The sequence below is a fragment of the Streptomyces sp. NPDC001231 genome (assembly GCF_042896885.1).
In the GTDB taxonomy this organism is placed as follows: domain Bacteria; phylum Actinomycetota; class Actinomycetes; order Streptomycetales; family Streptomycetaceae; genus Streptomyces.
Map to the genome: position 1 here is coordinate 370,908 of NZ_JBIAXS010000001.1, position 17,911 is coordinate 388,818.

Sequence of the window (17,911 nt, forward strand, 5' to 3'; positions counted from 1 at the left end):
GCGTGCCTGGCACAAACCTGACTCGCGAAGAGGCGCAGCAGCGGGCGAAGCTGCTCACCGTTGACTCGTACGAGATCGATCTCGACCTCTCCGGCGCGCAGGAGGGCGGCACCTACCGGTCCGTGACCACGGTGCGCTTCGACGTCGCCGAGGACGGCGCCGCCTCCTTCGTCGACCTGGTGGCCCCGGCCGTCCACGAGGTGACCCTCAACGGCGACTCCCTCGACCCCGCCGAGGTCTTCGAGGACTCCCGGATCGCCCTGCCGGGCCTGCTCCGGGGCCGCAACGTGCTGCGTGTCGTCGCCGACTGCGCGTACACCAACACCGGTGAGGGCCTGCACCGCTTCGTCGACCCGGTCGACGACCAGGCCTACCTCTACACCCAGTTCGAGGTCCCGGACGCCCGCCGGGTCTTCGCCAACTTCGAGCAGCCGGACCTGAAGGCCACCTTCCAGTTCACGGTCAAGGCGCCCGAGGGCTGGACGGTCGTGTCCAACTCGCCGACCCCCGAGCCCGAGAACAACGTCTGGGTGTTCGAGCCGACGCCGCGCATCTCGACGTACATCACGGCGCTGATCGTCGGCCCGTACCACAGCGTGCACAGCGTGTACGAGAAGGACGGGCAGTCGGTCCCGCTCGGCATCTACTGCCGGCCCTCCCTCGCCGAGTTCCTCGACGCGGACGCGATCTTCGAGGTCACCCGGCAGGGCTTCGACTGGTTCCAGGAGAAGTTCGACTACGCCTACCCGTTCGAGAAGTACGACCAGCTCTTCGTGCCCGAGTTCAACGCGGGCGCGATGGAGAACGCGGGCGCGGTCACCATCCGCGACCAGTACGTCTTCCGGTCCAAGGTGACCGACGCGGCGTACGAGGTGCGCGCCGAGACGATCCTGCACGAGCTGGCCCACATGTGGTTCGGCGACCTGGTCACCATGGAGTGGTGGAACGACCTGTGGCTGAACGAGTCGTTCGCCACCTACACCTCCATCGCCTGCCAGGCGTACGCCCCCGGATCGCGCTGGCCGCACTCGTGGACCACGTTCGCCAACTCCATGAAGACGTGGGCGTACCGGCAGGACCAGCTGCCGTCCACCCACCCGATCATGGCGGAGATCCACGACCTGGACGACGTGCTCGTCAACTTCGACGGCATCACCTACGCCAAGGGCGCGAGCGTCCTCAAGCAGCTGGTGGCCTACGTCGGCATGGACGAGTTCTTCCGCGGCGTGCAGGCGTACTTCAAGCGGCACGCCTACGGCAACACGCGCCTGTCCGACCTGCTGGGCGCGCTGGAGGAGACCTCCGGGCGCGATCTGAGGACCTGGTCGAAGAAGTGGCTGGAGACAGCCGGCATCAACATCCTGCGCCCGGAGATCGAGACCGACGCCCAGGGCGTCATCACCTCCTTCGCCATCCGCCAGGAGGCCCCCGCCCTGCCCGCCGGCGCGAAGGGCGAGCCGACCCTGCGCCCGCACCGGATCGCGGTCGGCCTGTACGACCTCGACGAGGCGACCGGCAAGCTGGTGCGCGCCGCGGACGGCCGGATCGAGCTGGACGTGGACGGCGAGCTGACCGCCGTGCCGCAGCTGGCCGGCCGGCCCCGCCCTGCGGTGATCCTGCTCAACGACGACGACCTGTCGTACGCCAAGGTGCGCCTGGACGAGGGGTCGCTGGCCGTCGTCACCGAGCACCTGGGCGACTTCGAGTCCTCACTGCCGCGCGCCCTGTGCTGGGCGTCGGCCTGGGACATGACCCGGGACGGGGAGCTGGCGACCCGCGACTACCTGTCGCTGGTGCTGTCCGGGATCGGCAAGGAGTCCGACATCGGTGTCGTGCAGTCGCTGCAGCGCCAGGTGAAGCTGGCCGTCGACCTGTACGCCGACCCGGCCGCCCGCGAGGCCCTGCTCACCCGCTGGACGGACGCCACGCTGGCCCATCTGCGCGCGGCGGACGCGGGCAGCGACCACCAGCTGGCGTGGGCGCGCGCCTTCGCGGCGACCGCCCGTACTCCGGAGCAGCTGGACCTGCTCGAGTCCCTGCTGGACGGCTCGCACACCATCGAGGGCCTGGCCGTCGACACGGAGCTGCGCTGGGCGTTCGTGGAGCGGCTCGCGGCCGTCGGCCGGTTCGACGAGGCGGAGATCGGGGGCGAGTACGAGCGCGACAAGACCGCGGCGGGTGAGCGGCACGCGGCCACCGCCCGCGCCGCCCGCCCGACCGAGGAGGCCAAGGCGGAGGCCTGGGCGTCGGTCGTCGAGTCCGACAAGCTCCCGAACGCCGTCCAGGAGGCGGTCATCGCGGGCTTCGTCCAGACCGACCAGCGCGAGCTGCTGGCGACCTACGCCGACCGCTACTTCGAGGTGGTCAAGGACATCTGGGGCGCCCGCTCCCACGAGATGGCCCAGCAGATCGCGGTCGGCCTCTACCCGTCGATCCAGGTGTCCGAGGGCATCCTGCGCAAGACCGACGAGTGGCTGGCCTCGGCCGAGCCGAACGCGGCGCTGCGCCGGCTGGTCTCGGAGTCGCGGGCGGGCGTCGAGCGCGCCCTGAAGGCCCAGGCGGCGGACGCGGCGGCCCAGCCCTAACACCGCCGGTACGGCGACGCCGTACCACCGCCCGTGCGGCGAGAGGGGGCGCCCGGTGTTCGACCGGGCGCCCCTTTCCCTTCCGGTCTCCGCCTTCTCCGGTCACTCGGGGCGGGCGAGCCCGGCGGCCGCGGACCGCAGTGCCTCCAGCACCCTCGCCGGCGCGGGCGCGTCCCGCGCCCCCTTGCGCACGGCCGCCACCACATGCCGGTAGGGCCGGTCGGCGGCCAGGGCGCGCATCACGACGCCCTCCCTGCTCACCGCCGCCATGCGCGGGACGAGTGCCACGCCCATGCCCGCCTCCACCATCGCCAGGATCGCCGTCCAGCCGGCCGCCGAGTGGCCCTGGTACGGGCTGAACCCGGCCGCCTCGCAGGCCGCGCGCGTGATGTCCGACCAGGGGCCGCTGCCGCCGAAGATCCACGCCTCCTCCGCCAGCTCGGCGAGCCGTACCCGGGCCGCCGCGGCCAGCCGGTGCCCCGGCGGCAGAGCGAGGTCGAGCGGGTCGGCGAGCAGCGGCACCAGCGTGAACCGCGGGTCCACCGCGCTGGGCGCCTGCGCGGCCAGGGACAGCGCGAGGTCGACCTCCCCGGCCGCCAGCAGCTCGTAGGCCTCGCCCGCCTCCGCCTCCCGGACCCGGACGGTCACCGCCGGATGCGTGCCGCGCAGCGCCCGTACCGCCGGCACCACGAGCGCGGGCACCGCGGTGGAGAAGGCGGCCACCCGCACCTCACCCGCCTCGCCCTTGGCATACGCGGCCAACTCTGCATCCGCGCGTTCCAGTTGTTCGAACACGGCCTCGGCGTGCCGCAGCACGAGCCGCGCCGCGCCGTGAGCCGAACCCGCCGCCCCTGCGCCCGCAGCAGTTCCACCCCGAGCTGCTTGGACAGGTTGGTCAGCTGCTGCGAGACGGCGGACGGCGTCATCCGCAGCGCCTCGGCCGTCGCGGTCACGGTCCCCTGCTCCCGCAGGGTCCGCAGGATCAGCAGCTTCCGGATCTCCCACTCGGCCATGGCGGCAACCTATACGGGCTGTACGGGGCCGCCGGGCGAAGTTCCCGCGCGAGTGCCCTCAGCGGCGCGAAGCCGTGCCGAGGACCACCCCGCCCAGGATCAGCGCCATGCACAGCGCCTGCCGGGGGCCGATCGCCTCGCCGAGCAGGGCCCACGACAGCAGGGCCACGCATACCGGTTGCAGGTAGTAGACGAGTCCGGCGCGGGTCGGGCCGACGAGGGCGATCGCCTTGCCCCAGGCGAAGAACGCCACGGCGGAGGACATGACGCCGACGTAGAGCAGGGGCAGCACCGTGCCGGGGGCCGGTTCGAAGCCGCCCTGGACGGCGAGGCTGACGGCCTGCGCGGGCAGGAGCAGCACGGTCCCGAACAGGAACGTGGTGAACAGGAAGGCGACGCCGTCGAACTCGGCGGGGCGGCGGCGCAGCAGGGCGCTGTAGGAACCGAAGCAGCAGGCCGCGACGATCATCCACAGGTCCCCTGCCGTGAACGACGCCACCCCTCCCCCGCCCACGAGCAGCAGCACGCCCGCGCAGGCGGTCAGCAGCCCCACGACCCGGCGCGCGCCGAGCCGTACACCGCTCGCCCGTTCGAAGACCGCCATCAGCACCGGCGAGGCCGCCATGATCATGCCCATGTTGGCCGCCGGGGTGGTCAGGCCTGCCTGGTTGACCAGGGTGTTGTAGACGGCGACGCCGAGGAGGGAGGTCAGCAGCACATGGCCGAAGTGGCGCCGGATCAGCTTCCGCTGCCGCCAGGCCGCGCGGGCGCCGAACGGGGCGACGGCGGCCAGTGCCACCATCCAGCGCCAGAACGCGTGCTGCACCGGCGGCACGCTGTCGTGCAGCGCGCGCGAGGTGACGAAGCTGCCGGCCCAGACGACGGTGGCCAGGGCGGCGAGCGCGGTTCCGAGAGCGGGGGCGCCCGTCCTCGGGCCGCTCGTGGCGGTGGGGCGGGCGGTGGTGCGGCTGCCGGTGGCTGGGGGCGATGCGGTGGTCCGAGGGCGGACGTCGACCACGTAGGTCCTCTCGCTGGTGGGTGAGCGGGGTCCGCTCTACCGTCGCAGCACCGAACCGGTCAGGTCCATCGAATCCTTTCGGGCATTCCTTTCAGGAAAGCTGAATGGTTGCGATGGCACGGCCGCCGGACGGGCGGCGCCGAGCTGTCCCGCCAGCGTCGCCCCGAACGCCAGCGCCATCCCGACCAGCTGGACCGGGGTGAGTGCCTGCCCGAGGGCGGCCCAGCCGACCACGGCGGCGGTGAGCGGTGACAGCGGGCCGAGGAAGGTGACCCGGGTGGCGGAGAGCCTGCCGATGCCGCGGAACCAGAGCCAGTAGGCGAGCGCCGTGTTGGCCAGGGCGAGGTAGGCGTAGCCGCCGAGGGTCCGGACGTCCAGCGCGGGCGGCGGCCCCTCGGCCAGCAGGGCGAGGGGCGCGATCAGCAGTCCGCCCGCGGTGAGCTGCCAGCCGGTGAGCGCGAGCGGACCCACGCCGGCCGGGCGGCCCCACCTCTTGGCCAGCACGGTCCCGGTGGACATCGAGGCGGTGGAGGCGAGGGCGGCGGCGACACCCACGCCGTCCAGCGCCCCGGCCGCCCTCAGCACGACGAGGCTGACCCCGAACGCGGCCACGACCCCGGTGAGCAGCGCCCGCCCCGTCGGCCGCTGCCCCAGCAGCGGTGCCGACAGTCCCACGACGAACAGCGGTCCGACCGAGCCGACGACCGCCGCCATGCCGCCCGGCAGGCGGTACGCGGACAGGAACAGCAGCGGGAAGAAGGCGCCGATGTTCAGCGCGCCGAGGACCGCCGCCTTCCACCACCAGGCGCCCTTCGGCAGCACCCGGGCCAGCGCGAGCAGCAGCAGCCCGGCGGGCAGCGCCCGGGCCAGCGCCGTGAAGAGCGGCCGGCCGGGCGGCAGGAACTCGGTGGTGACGGCGTAGGTGGTGCCCCAGGAGACGGGGGCGAGGGCGGTGAGGGCGACGAGGGACCAGGTGGCGGCGGGACGCTGGGAGACGGCCATGTCATTAGCTTAGCCACAAGCTACTTACCGTCAAGCTACTTTCTTGCGGTCGACCGTGGGGCGGCGGATACTCGGTCCATGAGTGAACGCCCCCAGCAGCGCAGGGACGCCGTCGACGCGATCATCGACCAGTGGGCGGCCGCGCGGCCCGATCTCGACACCGCGGGGATGGAGGTCTTCGGGCGGATCTTCCGGCTCTCGCGGGCGATGGGAGACCGGATGGAGAAGGCGTACGCGCCGTTCGGGATCTCGCGGGGCGAGTTCGACGTGCTGGCCACGCTGCGCCGGGCCGGCGAGCCCTACACCCTCTCGCCCCGGCAGCTCTCGGCGACGCTCATGCTCACCACGGGCGGGATGACCGGGCGGCTGGACAAGCTCGAGACCGCGGGGCTGCTGCGCCGCTCGCCGGATCCGCACGACCGCCGCGGTCTCAAGGTCACGCTGACCGACAAGGGGCTGCGGCTCATCGACGAGGCGGTCGGCGCGGGACTGGCCGCGCAGACGGAGGCGCTGTCCGCCCTGGACGCCGAACGGGCGGGCGAGCTGGCCGCTCTGCTCAGGGAGCTGCTGGCCGGGACGTCGGAGTCACCGGGGGCACCGGCGTAGAGGGCGGCCGGTGATCCCGCGGTCGCCCGGCCCGCCGGGCCCGCAACGCACCCAGGGCGCCCACCTCGCCCACGTACGGCGGCTGTGCGCGTACGTACGGTGAGGTCGACGCCCTCGGAGGGAGTGTGCTGCGGACGGGCCCGCGGCGGGAGGAGGACTCGGTCAGGCCTTGGCCTTGACGTCCACGTCCCGGCTCGCGCGCGGCTGCCGGTCCTTGGACTTGTCCAGGACCATGACCAGGCCGGTGATGACCAGGAACAGCAGGAGGGGGAGACCGACGAACAGACCCAGCGTCTGGACGACGCTCAGGCCCTGGCCGGGGTCGTCGCCGTCGTCGCGGGTCAGCGCGAGCGCGGGAGACGACATGAGCAGCATCATCAGCGTCGTACCGGCGGCCAGAGCGCCGGCGCGCAGGGCGTTCTTCTTGTCCACGGTGCAAACGTAGCGAACCCCGAAACGGGTCGCGCGCCCGGGGTGCCGTATCCGCGCTGTTCGGCACCGGCGTGAGGGGCCCGGCGGTCAGCCCGCGTCGCCCGGCGCGGCCCGTGCGTCCGTCCGCAGCACGTCCGTCAGGGCGCGCAGCCGGGGGGACGCGGCGAGGTCCTCCAGGGTCACCGGGCGGCCGTCGGCGTCGGCGACGGGCAGGCGCCAGTTCGGGTACTGGTCCCAGGTTCCGGGCAGGTTCTGCGGACGCCGGTCGCCGACCGTGTCGGGCAGCCACAGGCCGATCATGCGGGCCGGGGTGCGCAGCAGGAAGCGGTGGACGGCCTGGATCCCGGCCTCCTCCGAGGAGGCGCCGGCACCGCCGTCCGTGCCCCGCAGCAGGCCCAGCTCCGCCAGCAGCGCCAGCCATTCGCTCGTGTCCGCGGCGGCCTCCGCGCGCTCCTCCTCCAGGGGGCGGGTGAGCAGGCCGAGGCGGTGCCGCAGTTCGACGTGTTCGCCGGTGAGGCGGGCGGCGGTGGACGGCAGGTCGTGGGTGGTGGCGGTGGCCAGGCAGTCCGCGCGCCAGCGTTCGGGGGGCAGCGGGCGGCCCGACCCCTCCCAGTCCCGTTCGAACCACAGCACCGAGGTGCCGAGCACCCCGCGCCGGTCCAGGGTCTCCCGCACTCCGGGCTCCACCGTCCCCAGGTCCTCGCCGATCACCACGGCCCCCGCCCGCGAGGCCTCCAGCACCAGCACGGCGAGCATGGCCTCGGCGTCGTAGCGGACGTACGTGCCCTCGGTCGGCGGCAGGCCCTGCGGGATCCACCACAGCCGGAACAGGCCCATGACGTGGTCGATGCGCAGGGCGCCCGCGAAGCGGAACAGGGCGCGCAGCAGCCGGCGGAAGGGCGCGTAGCCGGAGGCGGCGAGGCGGTCGGGGCGCCAGGGCGGCAGGCCCCAGTCCTGGCCGCGCGCGTTGAAGGCGTCCGGCGGCGCGCCGACCGACATGCCGGCCGCGAAGTGGTCCTGCTGCGCCCAGGCGTCGGCCCCGCCGGGGTGCACGCCCACGGCGAGGTCGTGCACGATCCCGATCCCCATGCCCGCCTCGCGGGCCGTGCGCTGGGCGGCGGTGAGCTGGGCGTCGGTGAGCCAGGCGAGCCAGGAGTGGAAGTCGACGCGGTCCGCCAGCGCGGCGCGGGCGCGGGCCGTCTCCGTCGAGCGCGGGTCCCGCAGCCCCTCGGGCCACCGGCTCCAGTCCGAGCCGTGCACCTCGGCGAGGGCGTACCAGGTGGCGTGGTCCTCCAGGGCCCGGCCCTGCCCGGCGAGGAAGTCGGCGTAGGCGGCGCGGCGGCCGGGACCGAGCGGCACCCGCCGCACCAGCTCAAGCGCCTCCCGCTTGAGCTCCCACACCGCGTCCCGGTCGATCAGCGCCCCCTCGTCCAGTACGGCGGCGCGCAGCCGACCGGCTCGCTCGGGCAAGGGCCGCAGCCGGTCCTGCTCCTCGACGTACGCGAACTCCGGGACGTCCTCGACGCGCAGGTGCACCGGGTCGGGGAAGCGGCGCGAGGAGGGGCGGTAGGGGGACGGGTCGGCGGGTGGTCCGGGCACGGCCGCGTGCAGCGGGTTGACCTGCACGAATCCGGCACCCAGCGCCCGTCCGGCCCAGCCGCTCAGCTCGGCGAGGTCACCGAGGTCGCCCATGCCCCAGGAACGGTGGGAGAGGAGGGAGTACAGCTGGACGAGCAGCCCGTACGAGCGTCCCGCCGGGGTGGGCAGCCGGGGCGGGGCGGCGATCAGGTGCGCCTGCCCGGTGCGGCCGTCGGGGGCGGTGGCGGTCAGCCGGTGGACGCCCGGCGGAAGGCGGTCCAGGCGGTCCGTCCCGTCCACACCCTGAACCCAGGAGCGGGTCTCGCCCCGCTCGGTCTCCACGTCCAGCCGGGTGCCGGGCGGCAGCCCGGCGAGGACGGCCGGCGGCAGCCCGGCGTCCGCCTCGGCCGCGGGGTCGCCGCCGGTGGCAGGATCCGCCGTGGGGCCGTCCGTTGGGCCGTCCGTGGGGCCGTCCGTGGGGTCCAGCCAGCACACCACCGTCGGCGGCAGCAGCCGTTCGTCCCGTTCCCGTTCGCGGGCGGTGAGCGCGGCGCGGGCGGTCACGGGGGTGCTCGCGTCGACGTCCAGGGCGGCCAGAGCCGCGACGACCGCGGTGGCGGAGGCGGTGACCGTACGGCCCGGGGAGGGGCTGTAGGAGGTGGCGACGCCGTGCAGCGCCGCGAGCCGGGTCAGCTCGTCACCGAGAGGTCCGGGAGATCCGGGAGATCCGGGAGATCCGGGAGCTTCGGAAGGTCCGGGAGCTTCGGAAGGTCCGGGAGGTTCGTCCGGCCGCGGTTCCGTCACCTACGACTCCGCTCGACAGGGGTCCTGTTCGGCCGCCTCGGCGACCGATTCGCTGGTCAGGGGGGCCGTCTCGGCGAGCGGCGGCTCGCTGGTCAGCGGCTCGGCGTCGGGCAGCGGCGGCTCGCTGGTCAGCGGGACGTCGGCGCGGGTACCCTCCGCGCTGAACACGCTCAGGCCGGGGTCGGCGGGCAGCGGGTGGTCGGCGGGCGGCTCCGCCACGTGTTTGGACAGGGCCGAGAGCAGAAGGTGTGCCGGTGCGGCCACGGGGGCCTCCTTGTCGAGTACGGCATCAAGGGGATTACCGCAGCCCTACCCAGTGCTCGCCGCGGCAGACGTAGGAGAACGACCTACGTGCCGCTGGTCACATTCCCCTTCACCAGGTTGGGGCAATCACGGCACAACGGCCACTCTCGTTGACACCTTCCCGCAGGGATGGTGTGGTCAGGACTCTTCGACACTGCCTTCGGCTCAGCCCGGCGAAGGCCGATCGACGAGGAGGGGCCGTGCGGCGTCGGCGCGGTATGGGGCACGGGAAGAGCGCGGCCGCACTCGCGTTCGCCGTCATGGCCGGAACACTGGGAGCCGCACCCGCGGCCGTCGCGGCGCCGTCCGCACCCGACCCGGGCGCCGGCCTCCCGGCCGCGAAGCCGGAGCACCCCGCCGCGGACTCCTCCGGCCTCGCGGTGTGGCCGCGCCCGCAGTCCCTGCGGACGACCGGCGGCGCGGTGAAGGTCGCCGACCGGGACGTCGCCCTCGTCACCGACACGGAGGCGGACCCGTACGCCCTGAGCGCGCTGCGCTCGCTGCTGTACGGGACCGGGGCCCGGGCGGTCACGGACCTCGCCGTGACGGACCCGGTTCCGGCGGACGCCCTGGTGGTGCGCGCGTACACCGAGCGGGCGCACGGCGACCCGCGGCACGCGCTGCCCTCCGGCGGCTACCTCATCACCACCGGCGGCGGCGCCCTGACGCTCACCGGCGCCGGCGAGGACGGACTGTTCCACGCCGTGCAGACGCTGCGGCAACTGCTGCGCCCCGACGGGACCGTCCCCGGCGTGACCGTCCGGGACTGGCCGGGCACCGCCGTGCGCGGCACCACCGAGGGCTTCTACGGCACCGCGTGGACGCAGCAGCAGCGGCTCGGCCAGCTGGACTTCATGGGCCGCACCAAGCAGAACCGGTACCTGTACGCCCCGGGCGACGACCTCTACCGCCAGGAGCGCTGGCGCGAGCAGTACCCGGCCATGCAGCGGGCCGCCTTCCGGGAGCTGGCCGACCGGGCGAGCGCCAACCACGTCACGCTCGGCTGGGCGGTGGCGCCGGGCCAGTCGCTGTGCTTCTCCTCGGACGACGACGTACGGGCGCTGACCCGCAAGCTGGACGCGATGTGGGAACTCGGTTTCCGGGCGTTCCAGCTCCAGTTCCAGAACGTCAGCTACAGCGAGTGGCACTGCGACGCGGACCCGGCCCGTTTCGGCTCCGGCCCGGACGCGGCGGCACGGGCGCAGGCGCGGGTGGCCAACGAGGTCGCCCGCCACCTGGCGGAACGGCATCCGGAAGCGGCGCCCCTGTCGTTGATGCCGACGGAGTTCTACGAGGACGGCGCGACGCCCTACCGGCGGGCGCTGGCGACCGCGCTGGACGCGTCGGTGCACGTCGCCTGGACCGGGGTGGGCGTGGTGCCGCGGACCATCACCGGCGACGAACTGGCCGACGCCCGCGCCGCGTTCGCACATCCGCTGGTCACCATGGACAACTACCCGGTCAACGACTACGCCGAGGACCGGATCTTCCTCGGCCCGTACACCGGGCGTGAACCGGCCGTCGCCAGCGGCTCGGCCGCCCTGCTGGCCAACGCGATGGAGCAGGCGGAGGCCTCCCGCATCCCGCTGTTCACGGCGGCCGACTACGCCTGGAACCCCCGCGACTACCGCCCCGAGGAGTCCTGGCGGGCGGCCATCGCCGACCTCGCGGGGGGCGACGCGCGGCGCCACGAGGCGCTGTCGGCCCTGGCCGGCAACGACGCGTCCTCGGTGCTCGGCGGCACCGAGTCGGCGTATCTGCGCCCGCTGATCGCGGACCTGTGGCAGGCCCGTACGACGACGGACCGGGCCGCGAACGAGCGTGCCGAGCAGCGACTGCGCGCCGCCTTCACGGTGCTGCGCGAGCTGCCGCGCGGACTGGCCGGCGAGGGCACCCTGGCGGCCGAAGTCGCTCCGTGGTCCGCGCAGTTGGCCCGCTACGGCAAGGCGGGCGAGGCGGCGCTGGACATGCTCCGCGCCCAGCGCGCGGGCGACGCGGCGGGGGCCTGGACCGCGTACCGGACGCTGGACCGGCTGCGGGCCGAGGCCAAGCAGGTCGATGTGACGGTCGGCAAGGGCGTACTGGACCCCTTCCTCGACCGGGCGCGGCAGGAGTACGAGACCTGGGCGGGCCTGACGCACGAGCCGGCCGAGGACCCGGACGGGGCGCCGGACGGCCGCACGATCCGTTTCCCGCGCGCCCGCGCCCTCACCGCCGTGACGGTCCTCAGCGACCCCAAAACCACCGGTGACGTCGAGGTCCACGTCCCCGGACAGGGCTGGCTCCGGGTGGGATCGCTGGCGCAGCGGGGCGCGACGGAGCTGGAAACCACGCAGTCCCCGTCCCCGGGCGGCCCGGTGACACACCCGCCGGCCCTCTGGCCGCCGGTCTCCCCGGTTCCGGGCCTCTGGACGCGCCCGCCGGCCCTCGTGCAGCCCACTCCCCCGCCGGCCGGCACCCGCGTCGACGCCGTCCGCGTGACCGGCGCCTACCCCTCCCGGGTGCGCCACCTGGTCCCCTGGTTCGCCGACACCCCGGTCGCGGACCTGGAGCTGCCGCGCGCCGAGGCCGACGCGGAGATCGGCGGCACGGAGCGGCTGACCGCCCGGCTGTCCTCCGGCCGTCCGGCGGACGTGCAGGGCAAGGTCACCGTCGAGGCCCCCAAGGGCATCGAGGTCCGTGTTCCGGCCGCCTCGCTCACCGTGCCCCGCGGCACCACGGTGGACGTTCCCGTCGAGGTGACCGTGCCGCCCGCAACGCCGGCGCGCGCGTACGACATCCGCGTCACCTTCGCCGGGGTGACCCGCACCCTCACGGTCCGCGCCTTCCCGCGCACCGCCGGCCCCGACCTGGCGCGCACCGGCACGGCGAGCTCCTCCGCCGACGAGACCCCCGACTTCCCGGCCTCCGCCGCGATCGACGGCAACCCGGACACCCGCTGGTCCTCCCCCGCCGACGACGGCGCCTGGTGGCAGGTGGAGCTGCCGCACTCGGTGCGCCTGGGCAAGGTCGCCCTCCACTGGCAGGACGCCCACCCCTCCGCCTACCGCATCCAGGTCTCCCCCGACGGCCGCCGCTGGCGCACCGCCACCACCGTCCGCGACAGCACCGGCGGCCGCGAAACCCTGCGCATGGACGCGCGGGACGTCCGCCACATCCGCGTGCAGGGCGACAAACGAGCCACCCAGTACGGCTATTCGCTCTGGTCGGTGGAGGCGTACGCGGTCGCGGACTGAGCCCACCGGGCAGCCGACGCGTTCGGATCGTCCGGCGAGATTCCCCGGCGATCACTATTCACTCAGTACATGTACTCAGTACATACTGAGCGCATGAGCACCCGCCACATCCTCCTGGGCCTGCTCGCCGGAGGGCCGAGCCATGGCTACGACCTGAAGCGACGCCACGACGAACACTTCCCGCAAGCCCGCCCGCTGGCCTACGGGCAGGTCTACACGACCTTGCAGCGGCTGGTCCGCGACGGACTGGCCCAGGTGGAGGGCACCGACTCCGACGGCGGCCCGGAGCGCACGCTGTACCGCCTCACGGCCGAGGGCTCCCGGGACGTGGCCGTCTGGGCCGGGCAGGTCACGCCTCCCGCGCCCTTCGTGACGAACGAGATCTTCGCGAAGGTCGTCGTGGCGATCCTCACCGGCGGCGACCCCGCCGCCCACCTGCTCGCGCAACGCGCCGCGCACATGGAGCGGATGCGGGAGCTGACGGCGGTCAAGACCGCCCCGGGCGCCGATCTGGCGACCGTGCTCTCGGCGGACTACGCCCTCAACCACCTCGACGCCGACCTGCGCTGGATGACCACCACCCAGGCCCGGCTCACCACTCTGACCGTGGAGGTCGACCGAGCATGAGCAACCCTCCGGTGCCCCTTCTGGTGGCCCGAGACCTCGTCAAGTCCCACGGCAGGACCCCGGCGTTGCGCGGGGCGTGCCTGGAGCTGCGCGAGAGCGAGATCGTCGCGGTGACCGGTGCCAGCGGCAGCGGGAAGTCCACACTGCTGCACTGCCTGGCGGGCATCGTCCGGCCGGACGCGGGCTCGGTGACGTACCGCGAGGAACGCGTCGACGGGCTGCCGGAGCGGCGCCTGAGCGAGCTGCGCCGCACCGACTTCGGGGTGGTGTTCCAGTTCGGCCAGCTGATCCCCGAGCTGACCGCCGTGGACAACGTCGCGCTGCCGCTGATGCTGGCCGGGACCGCGCGGGGGGCGGCCCAGGAGCAGGCGGGCGCATGGCTGGAGCGGTTCGGCGTGCGGGAGCAGGAGGCCGCGCGGCCCGGGGAGTTGAGCGGAGGACAGGCGCAACGTGTGGCGCTGGCACGGGCGTTGGTGACCGCCCCGAGGGTGGTGTTCGCGGACGAGCCGACGGGGGCACTGGACTCGCTGGCGAGCGAACAGGTGATGACGGCCCTGGTGGGAGCCGTCCGGGAGGCGGGCACGGCGGTGCTGCTGATCACGCACGACGCCCAGGTGGCGGCGTACGCCGACCGCGAGGTGCGGTTGCAGGACGGCGTGACGGTCGCGTCGGGGGTGCTCGCGTGAGGACCGATCTGCGGCTGGCCTGGCTGCTCGTGCGGGGTTCGGACCGGCGGGAGTGGCGGCGGATCGCGCTCACGGCGGTGGGGGCGATGTGCGCGACGGGACTGGGACTGGCGGCCGCCGTCCTGGCCACGGTACGCGGGCAGTACCACATCTCCTTCGGCAACGGCCTGCTCGACCAGCCCGGCGAGCGCTCCGGAGTGATCGTCACGCTGTTGCTCCTGCTGGTGCCCGTCCTCGGCTTCCTCGGGCAGTGCGCCCGGATCGGCGCGGTCCACCGCGACCGGCGGACGGCCGTGCTGCGGCTGGCGGGCGCGGAGCCGGGCCGGGTGCGGCGGATCGCCGCGCTGGAGACCGGGCTCGCCTGCCTGCTGGGCTCGGCGCTCGCCACGGCCGGGGCGGTGGCGGTGCTGGTGGCCGTGTGGGAGCGGCCGACCGCGTCGGCCTGGGCCGGGATGGCGCTGGTGGCGGTCGTGGTACCGGCTCTGGGCATGACGGCCGGGGTGCTGGCGCTGCGCCGCGTGGTGGCCTCACCACTCGGGTGGGTGCGGCGGAGCCATACGCGCTCGGGGCGTGGTCCGGCACTGCTGTTCGTGGGCGGACTGCTGGTCGTGGGCGTGGTGGCACTGGGGGCGGTGGCCGGTACGTCCGCCGACTCCCGGAATACGGGCCTGGCGAGGGGCCCGGTCATCGTCATGGCGGGGGTCCTGGCCGTCGGCGCGGGCGCGGTGTGGCTCACGGGCGCCCTGTCCCGGCTGACCGGCCGGCTGCTCGCGGCCCGGACCGGCTCCCCGGCGGTGCTGATCGCGGCGGAGCGGCTGCGGGACGATCCGTGGGCGGCGGCCCGCACCCATGCGGCGGTGCTGCTGGTGACGGTGGTCGGGGCCGGGTACGTGGGGGTGCGGCAGGCGCTGCTCGCCCATCTGGAGACCATGGACGGCACATACGGTTTCGCCGAGGACGTCTCCTTCTACACGACGGGCCTGAACCTCACGGCCGCGGCCATCGTCCTCGCCCTCGCGATCACCCTCGTCGCGCTGGCCGTCGGCACCGCCGAGTCCGTCGCCACCCGGCGCCGGGCCCTGGCCGCGCAGGTGGCCGCCGGAGTACCCCAGCGGGTGCTGGCCCGGGCCCTCCTGCTGGAGACCGCCCTGCCCCTGGCCCCGGCCGTCCTCGTGGCGGGTGCGGGCGGCCTGGCGATCGGCGTCTGGTACGGCCTCCTCGCCGCCGGGACCGTGCCGTACACGGCACTCCTGGTCCCGGTCGGCGTGTACGCCACCTGCCTGCTGGCAGCGGCCGCCTCGCTGCCGCTGCTGCGGCGCTCGGTCCGCCCCGCGGAGCTGCGGTACGCGTGAGCCTTGCGTATCAGCTTGATGCGCTTGCGGGAGGTCAGGGATCGGCATGCGTGCCGCCCGGCGACTACGCCGCCGCGGCCGGACAGCTCGGTGTCGGCGACGAAGAGGCGCTCGCGGCCGCCCGGCACGCCCTCGCGAGCCTCGGCACCACCTGATCGTTCCGGTCTTCGCGACCGGCCCCGGTGACACGCGCCGCCCACGGCCCGCGTCCGGAGCGTGATCCCCCGGCGGGTGCCGTGGGGACCGCGCTCCGGGCGGGTGGCCGTGGGCAATGCGAAGGCCCGGAGTCGTCAGGCGGAGATGCCGTCGATCCGGGCCAGGGCGTCGTCCGCGCCGTACGGCTGCAGGTAGGGCAGCCAGCGCGGGTCCCTATGCCCGGTGCCGATGATGCGCCAGGCCAGGCCCGTGGGCGGGGCCGGCTTGTGGCGCAGGCGCCAGCCGAGCTCGACCAGGTGGCGGTCGGCCTTTACATGGTTGCAGCGGCGGCAGGAGGCCACCACGTTGTCCCAGACGTGCTTGCCCCCGCGCGAGCGCGGGATGACGTGGTCGACGCTGGTGGCGATGCCACCGCAGTACATGCACCGGCCCCCGTCGCGCGCGAACAGCGCCCTTCGGGTCAGAGGAACGGGCCCCCGGTAGGGAACCCGTACGAAACGCTTGAGCCGGACCACGCTGGGTGCGGGGACGGTGACGGTTGCGCTGTGCAGATAGGCGCCGGACTCCTCGAGGCAGACTGCCTTGTTCTCGAGGACGAGGACGAGCGCGCGGCGGAGCGGTACGACGCCGAGCGGCTCGTACGACGCGTTGAGGACCAGGACATGCGGCACGGATGCCTCCTTGTACGCCGGCGGCGCGTGGCTCGCGCCGGGGCTGCCTGCAGTCAGTTTCCCCTCATGCCTGGTGAACGCGCCACCATGTCCCGGTAACGGGCTGGGAGTGTTTTCGACCACACCGCATTCATCCCCCGGATCACGGCCCCTTCACACGGCCTGATCAGAGGCCGGTGGTCACCGTGTCCCCATGCGCCCTTCCCCGAACTTCACGGGAACCCACACACCCTGCCCCGTTAGTGTGGTGGTTCTGCCCGTCCGGTGATCTCCTCGTGACCCAGTCGATATTGACCCCGTGCCGGAGGGCGGATGCACCTGGAGGTACCTGCCGTGTCCTTGCCCGCCGCCCTGCCGGCCGCCGGTCCGTCGCCGTCGCCGTCGCCCTCCGAGTCGCCGGCTCTGACGGTCCCGACGTTCCAGGACGCCCACGAGACCGCGACGAACGCCGCCAGCTGGGTCGAGCAGAACTGGTCCACGTGGCTCGCCATCGGCCTGAAGATCCTGCTGATCCTGGTGATCGCGGCGGTGCTGAGAGGCGTGGTCCGGCGGGCGATCACCAAGGTCATAGACCGCATGGCCCGTACCGCCCAGGCGGTGGACGGCACCGCGCTGGGCGGGCTGCTGGTCAACGCCGAACGCCGCCGGCAGCGCTCGCAGGCGATCGGCTCGGTACTGCGCTCGGTGACGAGCTTCCTGATCATGGGCACGGCGGCGCTGATGGTGCTGTCCACCTTCGAGATCAACCTGGCCCCCCTGCTGGCCTCGGCCGGTGTGGCCGGTGTGGCGATCGGTTTCGGCGCCCGCAACCTGGTCACCGACTTCCTCTCCGGCGTCTTCATGATCCTGGAGGACCAGTACGGCGTCGGCGATTCGATCGACGCGGGCGTCGCAGCCGGCGAGGTGATAGAGGTCGGACTGCGCGTGACCAAGCTGCGCGGGGCGAACGGCGAGATCTGGTACGTCCGCAACGGCGAGATCAAGCGCATCGGCAACCTCTCCCAGGGCTGGGCCACGGCCGGCGTCGACGTCACCGTCAGGACGGACGAGGACCTGGACAGCGTGAAGGCCACCCTCGACGAGGTCGCCGAGCGGATGAGCAAGGAGGAGCCCTGGAACGAGCTCCTGTGGAGCCCGATCGAGGTGCTAGGCCTGGACAGCGTGCTGATCGACTCCATGGTCGTCCGCGTCACCGCCAAGACCATGCCGGGTAAGTCGGTGACCGTCGAGCGGGAGCTGCGCTGGCGCGTCAAGCGCGCCTTCGACGCGGCCGGCATCCGGATCGTGGGCGACGCGACGGCCCCGGCGGACGAGGCCCCGGCAGCCGACCCGACGGCGGGCATGTCGGCCCCCTCGGCATTCGCCAGCACCACCTCACCGCAGTCCCTGGCGGCCTCGCCGATCCCGCCGCAGTCGCTGTCGAAGTAGCACCACCGCGCCTAACGGCGAGAAGAGGCGGCGCCCGGAAAGCCCCGGGCGCCGCCTCTCGCGTGCACGGAAGAGGGACGGAACGGTTCAGCACACTCGTTCGAGCGAAGGGGTGCGGATTCCGCCGTGCGATGCGCCCCGCGCGCTCCATCGTTCCGCCGGGGCACCCGGCGCGGGCATAGCCTGACACCAGCGCGACAAGGAGATCAGCGATGAGCGCCGAACCGATCATGGAGCCGGTGATGACGCAGGTGGACCCCATCGACCTGTTGAACGCGATCGAAGGACTGACCGGACCGGGCTCCCGCCGCGCGCACCCCTCGCCGCCCCCGCAGGCAACGGCTCCGACGCCGGGGGCGCTTTTCTCTTGACGTTCGCTTCGCCCCGGGCATACCTTCCTCCCACCCGAATAGG

General features: G+C 73.8%; 14 protein-coding genes and 1 pseudogene. 8 read left to right on the top strand and 7 right to left on the bottom strand.

The window, feature by feature from the left end:
- Positions 1-2 precede the first annotated feature (2 nt).
- Entirely contained in the window at positions 3-2,585 is a 2,583-nt protein-coding gene (gene pepN / locus ACFY3J_RS01615; protein ID WP_384172940.1) for an aminopeptidase N, read from the top strand.
- A 102-nt stretch (positions 2,586-2,687) separates the two neighbouring features.
- Here pepN and ACFY3J_RS01620 read toward each other — a convergent pair.
- The 3 genes and pseudogenes from ACFY3J_RS01620 to ACFY3J_RS01630 form a co-directional block, all read right to left on the bottom strand.
- Positions 2,688-3,598: pseudogene (locus ACFY3J_RS01620) on the bottom strand (LysR family transcriptional regulator).
- Between the two features lie 58 nt (positions 3,599-3,656).
- Positions 3,657-4,616 (bottom strand): DMT family transporter, encoded by a 960-nt coding sequence (locus ACFY3J_RS01625; protein ID WP_390839796.1) that lies wholly within the window; start codon positions 4,614-4,616, stop codon positions 3,657-3,659.
- 36 nt (positions 4,617-4,652) lie between these two features.
- Entirely contained in the window at positions 4,653-5,618 is a 966-nt protein-coding gene (locus ACFY3J_RS01630; protein WP_384172933.1) for an EamA family transporter, read from the bottom strand.
- Between the two features lie 78 nt (positions 5,619-5,696).
- Between ACFY3J_RS01630 and ACFY3J_RS01635 the strand changes: the two genes are divergently transcribed.
- Positions 5,697-6,224, top strand: a complete 528-nt coding sequence (locus ACFY3J_RS01635; RefSeq protein WP_384172930.1) for a MarR family winged helix-turn-helix transcriptional regulator — start codon at positions 5,697-5,699, stop codon at positions 6,222-6,224.
- Positions 6,225-6,386: 162 nt separating this feature from the next.
- On the opposite strand, the gene ACFY3J_RS01640 is transcribed toward ACFY3J_RS01635, so the two are convergent.
- The 3 genes from ACFY3J_RS01640 to ACFY3J_RS01650 form a co-directional block, all read right to left on the bottom strand.
- On the bottom strand, positions 6,387-6,656 hold the full coding sequence (locus ACFY3J_RS01640; RefSeq protein ID WP_384172927.1) for a hypothetical protein: 270 nt from the start codon (positions 6,654-6,656) through the stop codon (positions 6,387-6,389).
- Positions 6,657-6,743: 87 nt separating this feature from the next.
- A complete protein-coding gene (gene malQ, locus ACFY3J_RS01645) occupies positions 6,744-9,038 on the bottom strand; it encodes a 4-alpha-glucanotransferase (RefSeq protein WP_390839799.1) in 2,295 nt (764 codons plus the stop codon).
- A complete protein-coding gene (locus ACFY3J_RS01650) occupies positions 9,039-9,302 on the bottom strand; it encodes a hypothetical protein (RefSeq protein WP_384172921.1) in 264 nt (87 codons plus the stop codon).
- 257 nt (positions 9,303-9,559) lie between these two features.
- Here ACFY3J_RS01650 and ACFY3J_RS01655 point away from each other — a divergent pair, with 257 nt between their 5' ends.
- From ACFY3J_RS01655 to ACFY3J_RS01670, 4 genes are all read left to right on the top strand, one after another.
- The gene (locus ACFY3J_RS01655; RefSeq protein ID WP_390839993.1) at positions 9,560-12,577 is read left to right on the top strand and encodes a beta-N-acetylglucosaminidase domain-containing protein; all 3,018 of its coding nucleotides are present in this window, start codon (positions 9,560-9,562) and stop codon (positions 12,575-12,577) included.
- 93 nt (positions 12,578-12,670) lie between these two features.
- Positions 12,671-13,204 (top strand): PadR family transcriptional regulator, encoded by a 534-nt coding sequence (locus ACFY3J_RS01660; protein ID WP_384172918.1) that lies wholly within the window; start codon positions 12,671-12,673, stop codon positions 13,202-13,204.
- Entirely contained in the window at positions 13,201-13,890 is a 690-nt protein-coding gene (locus ACFY3J_RS01665) for an ABC transporter ATP-binding protein (protein ID WP_384172915.1), read from the top strand. Before ACFY3J_RS01660 ends, ACFY3J_RS01665 begins: the two co-directional genes overlap by 4 nt.
- A complete protein-coding gene (locus ACFY3J_RS01670; RefSeq protein WP_390839802.1) occupies positions 13,887-15,242 on the top strand; it encodes an ABC transporter permease in 1,356 nt (451 codons plus the stop codon). Before ACFY3J_RS01665 ends, ACFY3J_RS01670 begins: the two co-directional genes overlap by 4 nt.
- Before the next feature lie 290 nt (positions 15,243-15,532).
- Here the strand turns inward: ACFY3J_RS01670 and ACFY3J_RS01675 are convergent, their stop codons facing one another.
- Positions 15,533-16,069: an HNH endonuclease gene (locus tag ACFY3J_RS01675; protein WP_141360845.1), complete on the bottom strand. Its 537-nt coding sequence runs from the start codon at positions 16,067-16,069 to the stop codon at positions 15,533-15,535.
- A 312-nt stretch (positions 16,070-16,381) separates the two neighbouring features.
- On the opposite strand from ACFY3J_RS01675, the gene ACFY3J_RS01680 reads away from it, so the two are divergent.
- The gene (locus ACFY3J_RS01680; RefSeq protein WP_384172909.1) at positions 16,382-17,497 is read left to right on the top strand and encodes a mechanosensitive ion channel family protein; all 1,116 of its coding nucleotides are present in this window, start codon (positions 16,382-16,384) and stop codon (positions 17,495-17,497) included.
- A 212-nt stretch (positions 17,498-17,709) separates the two neighbouring features.
- Positions 17,710-17,868 (top strand): hypothetical protein, encoded by a 159-nt coding sequence (locus ACFY3J_RS01685; protein ID WP_384172906.1) that lies wholly within the window; start codon positions 17,710-17,712, stop codon positions 17,866-17,868.
- Positions 17,869-17,911 lie beyond the last annotated feature (43 nt).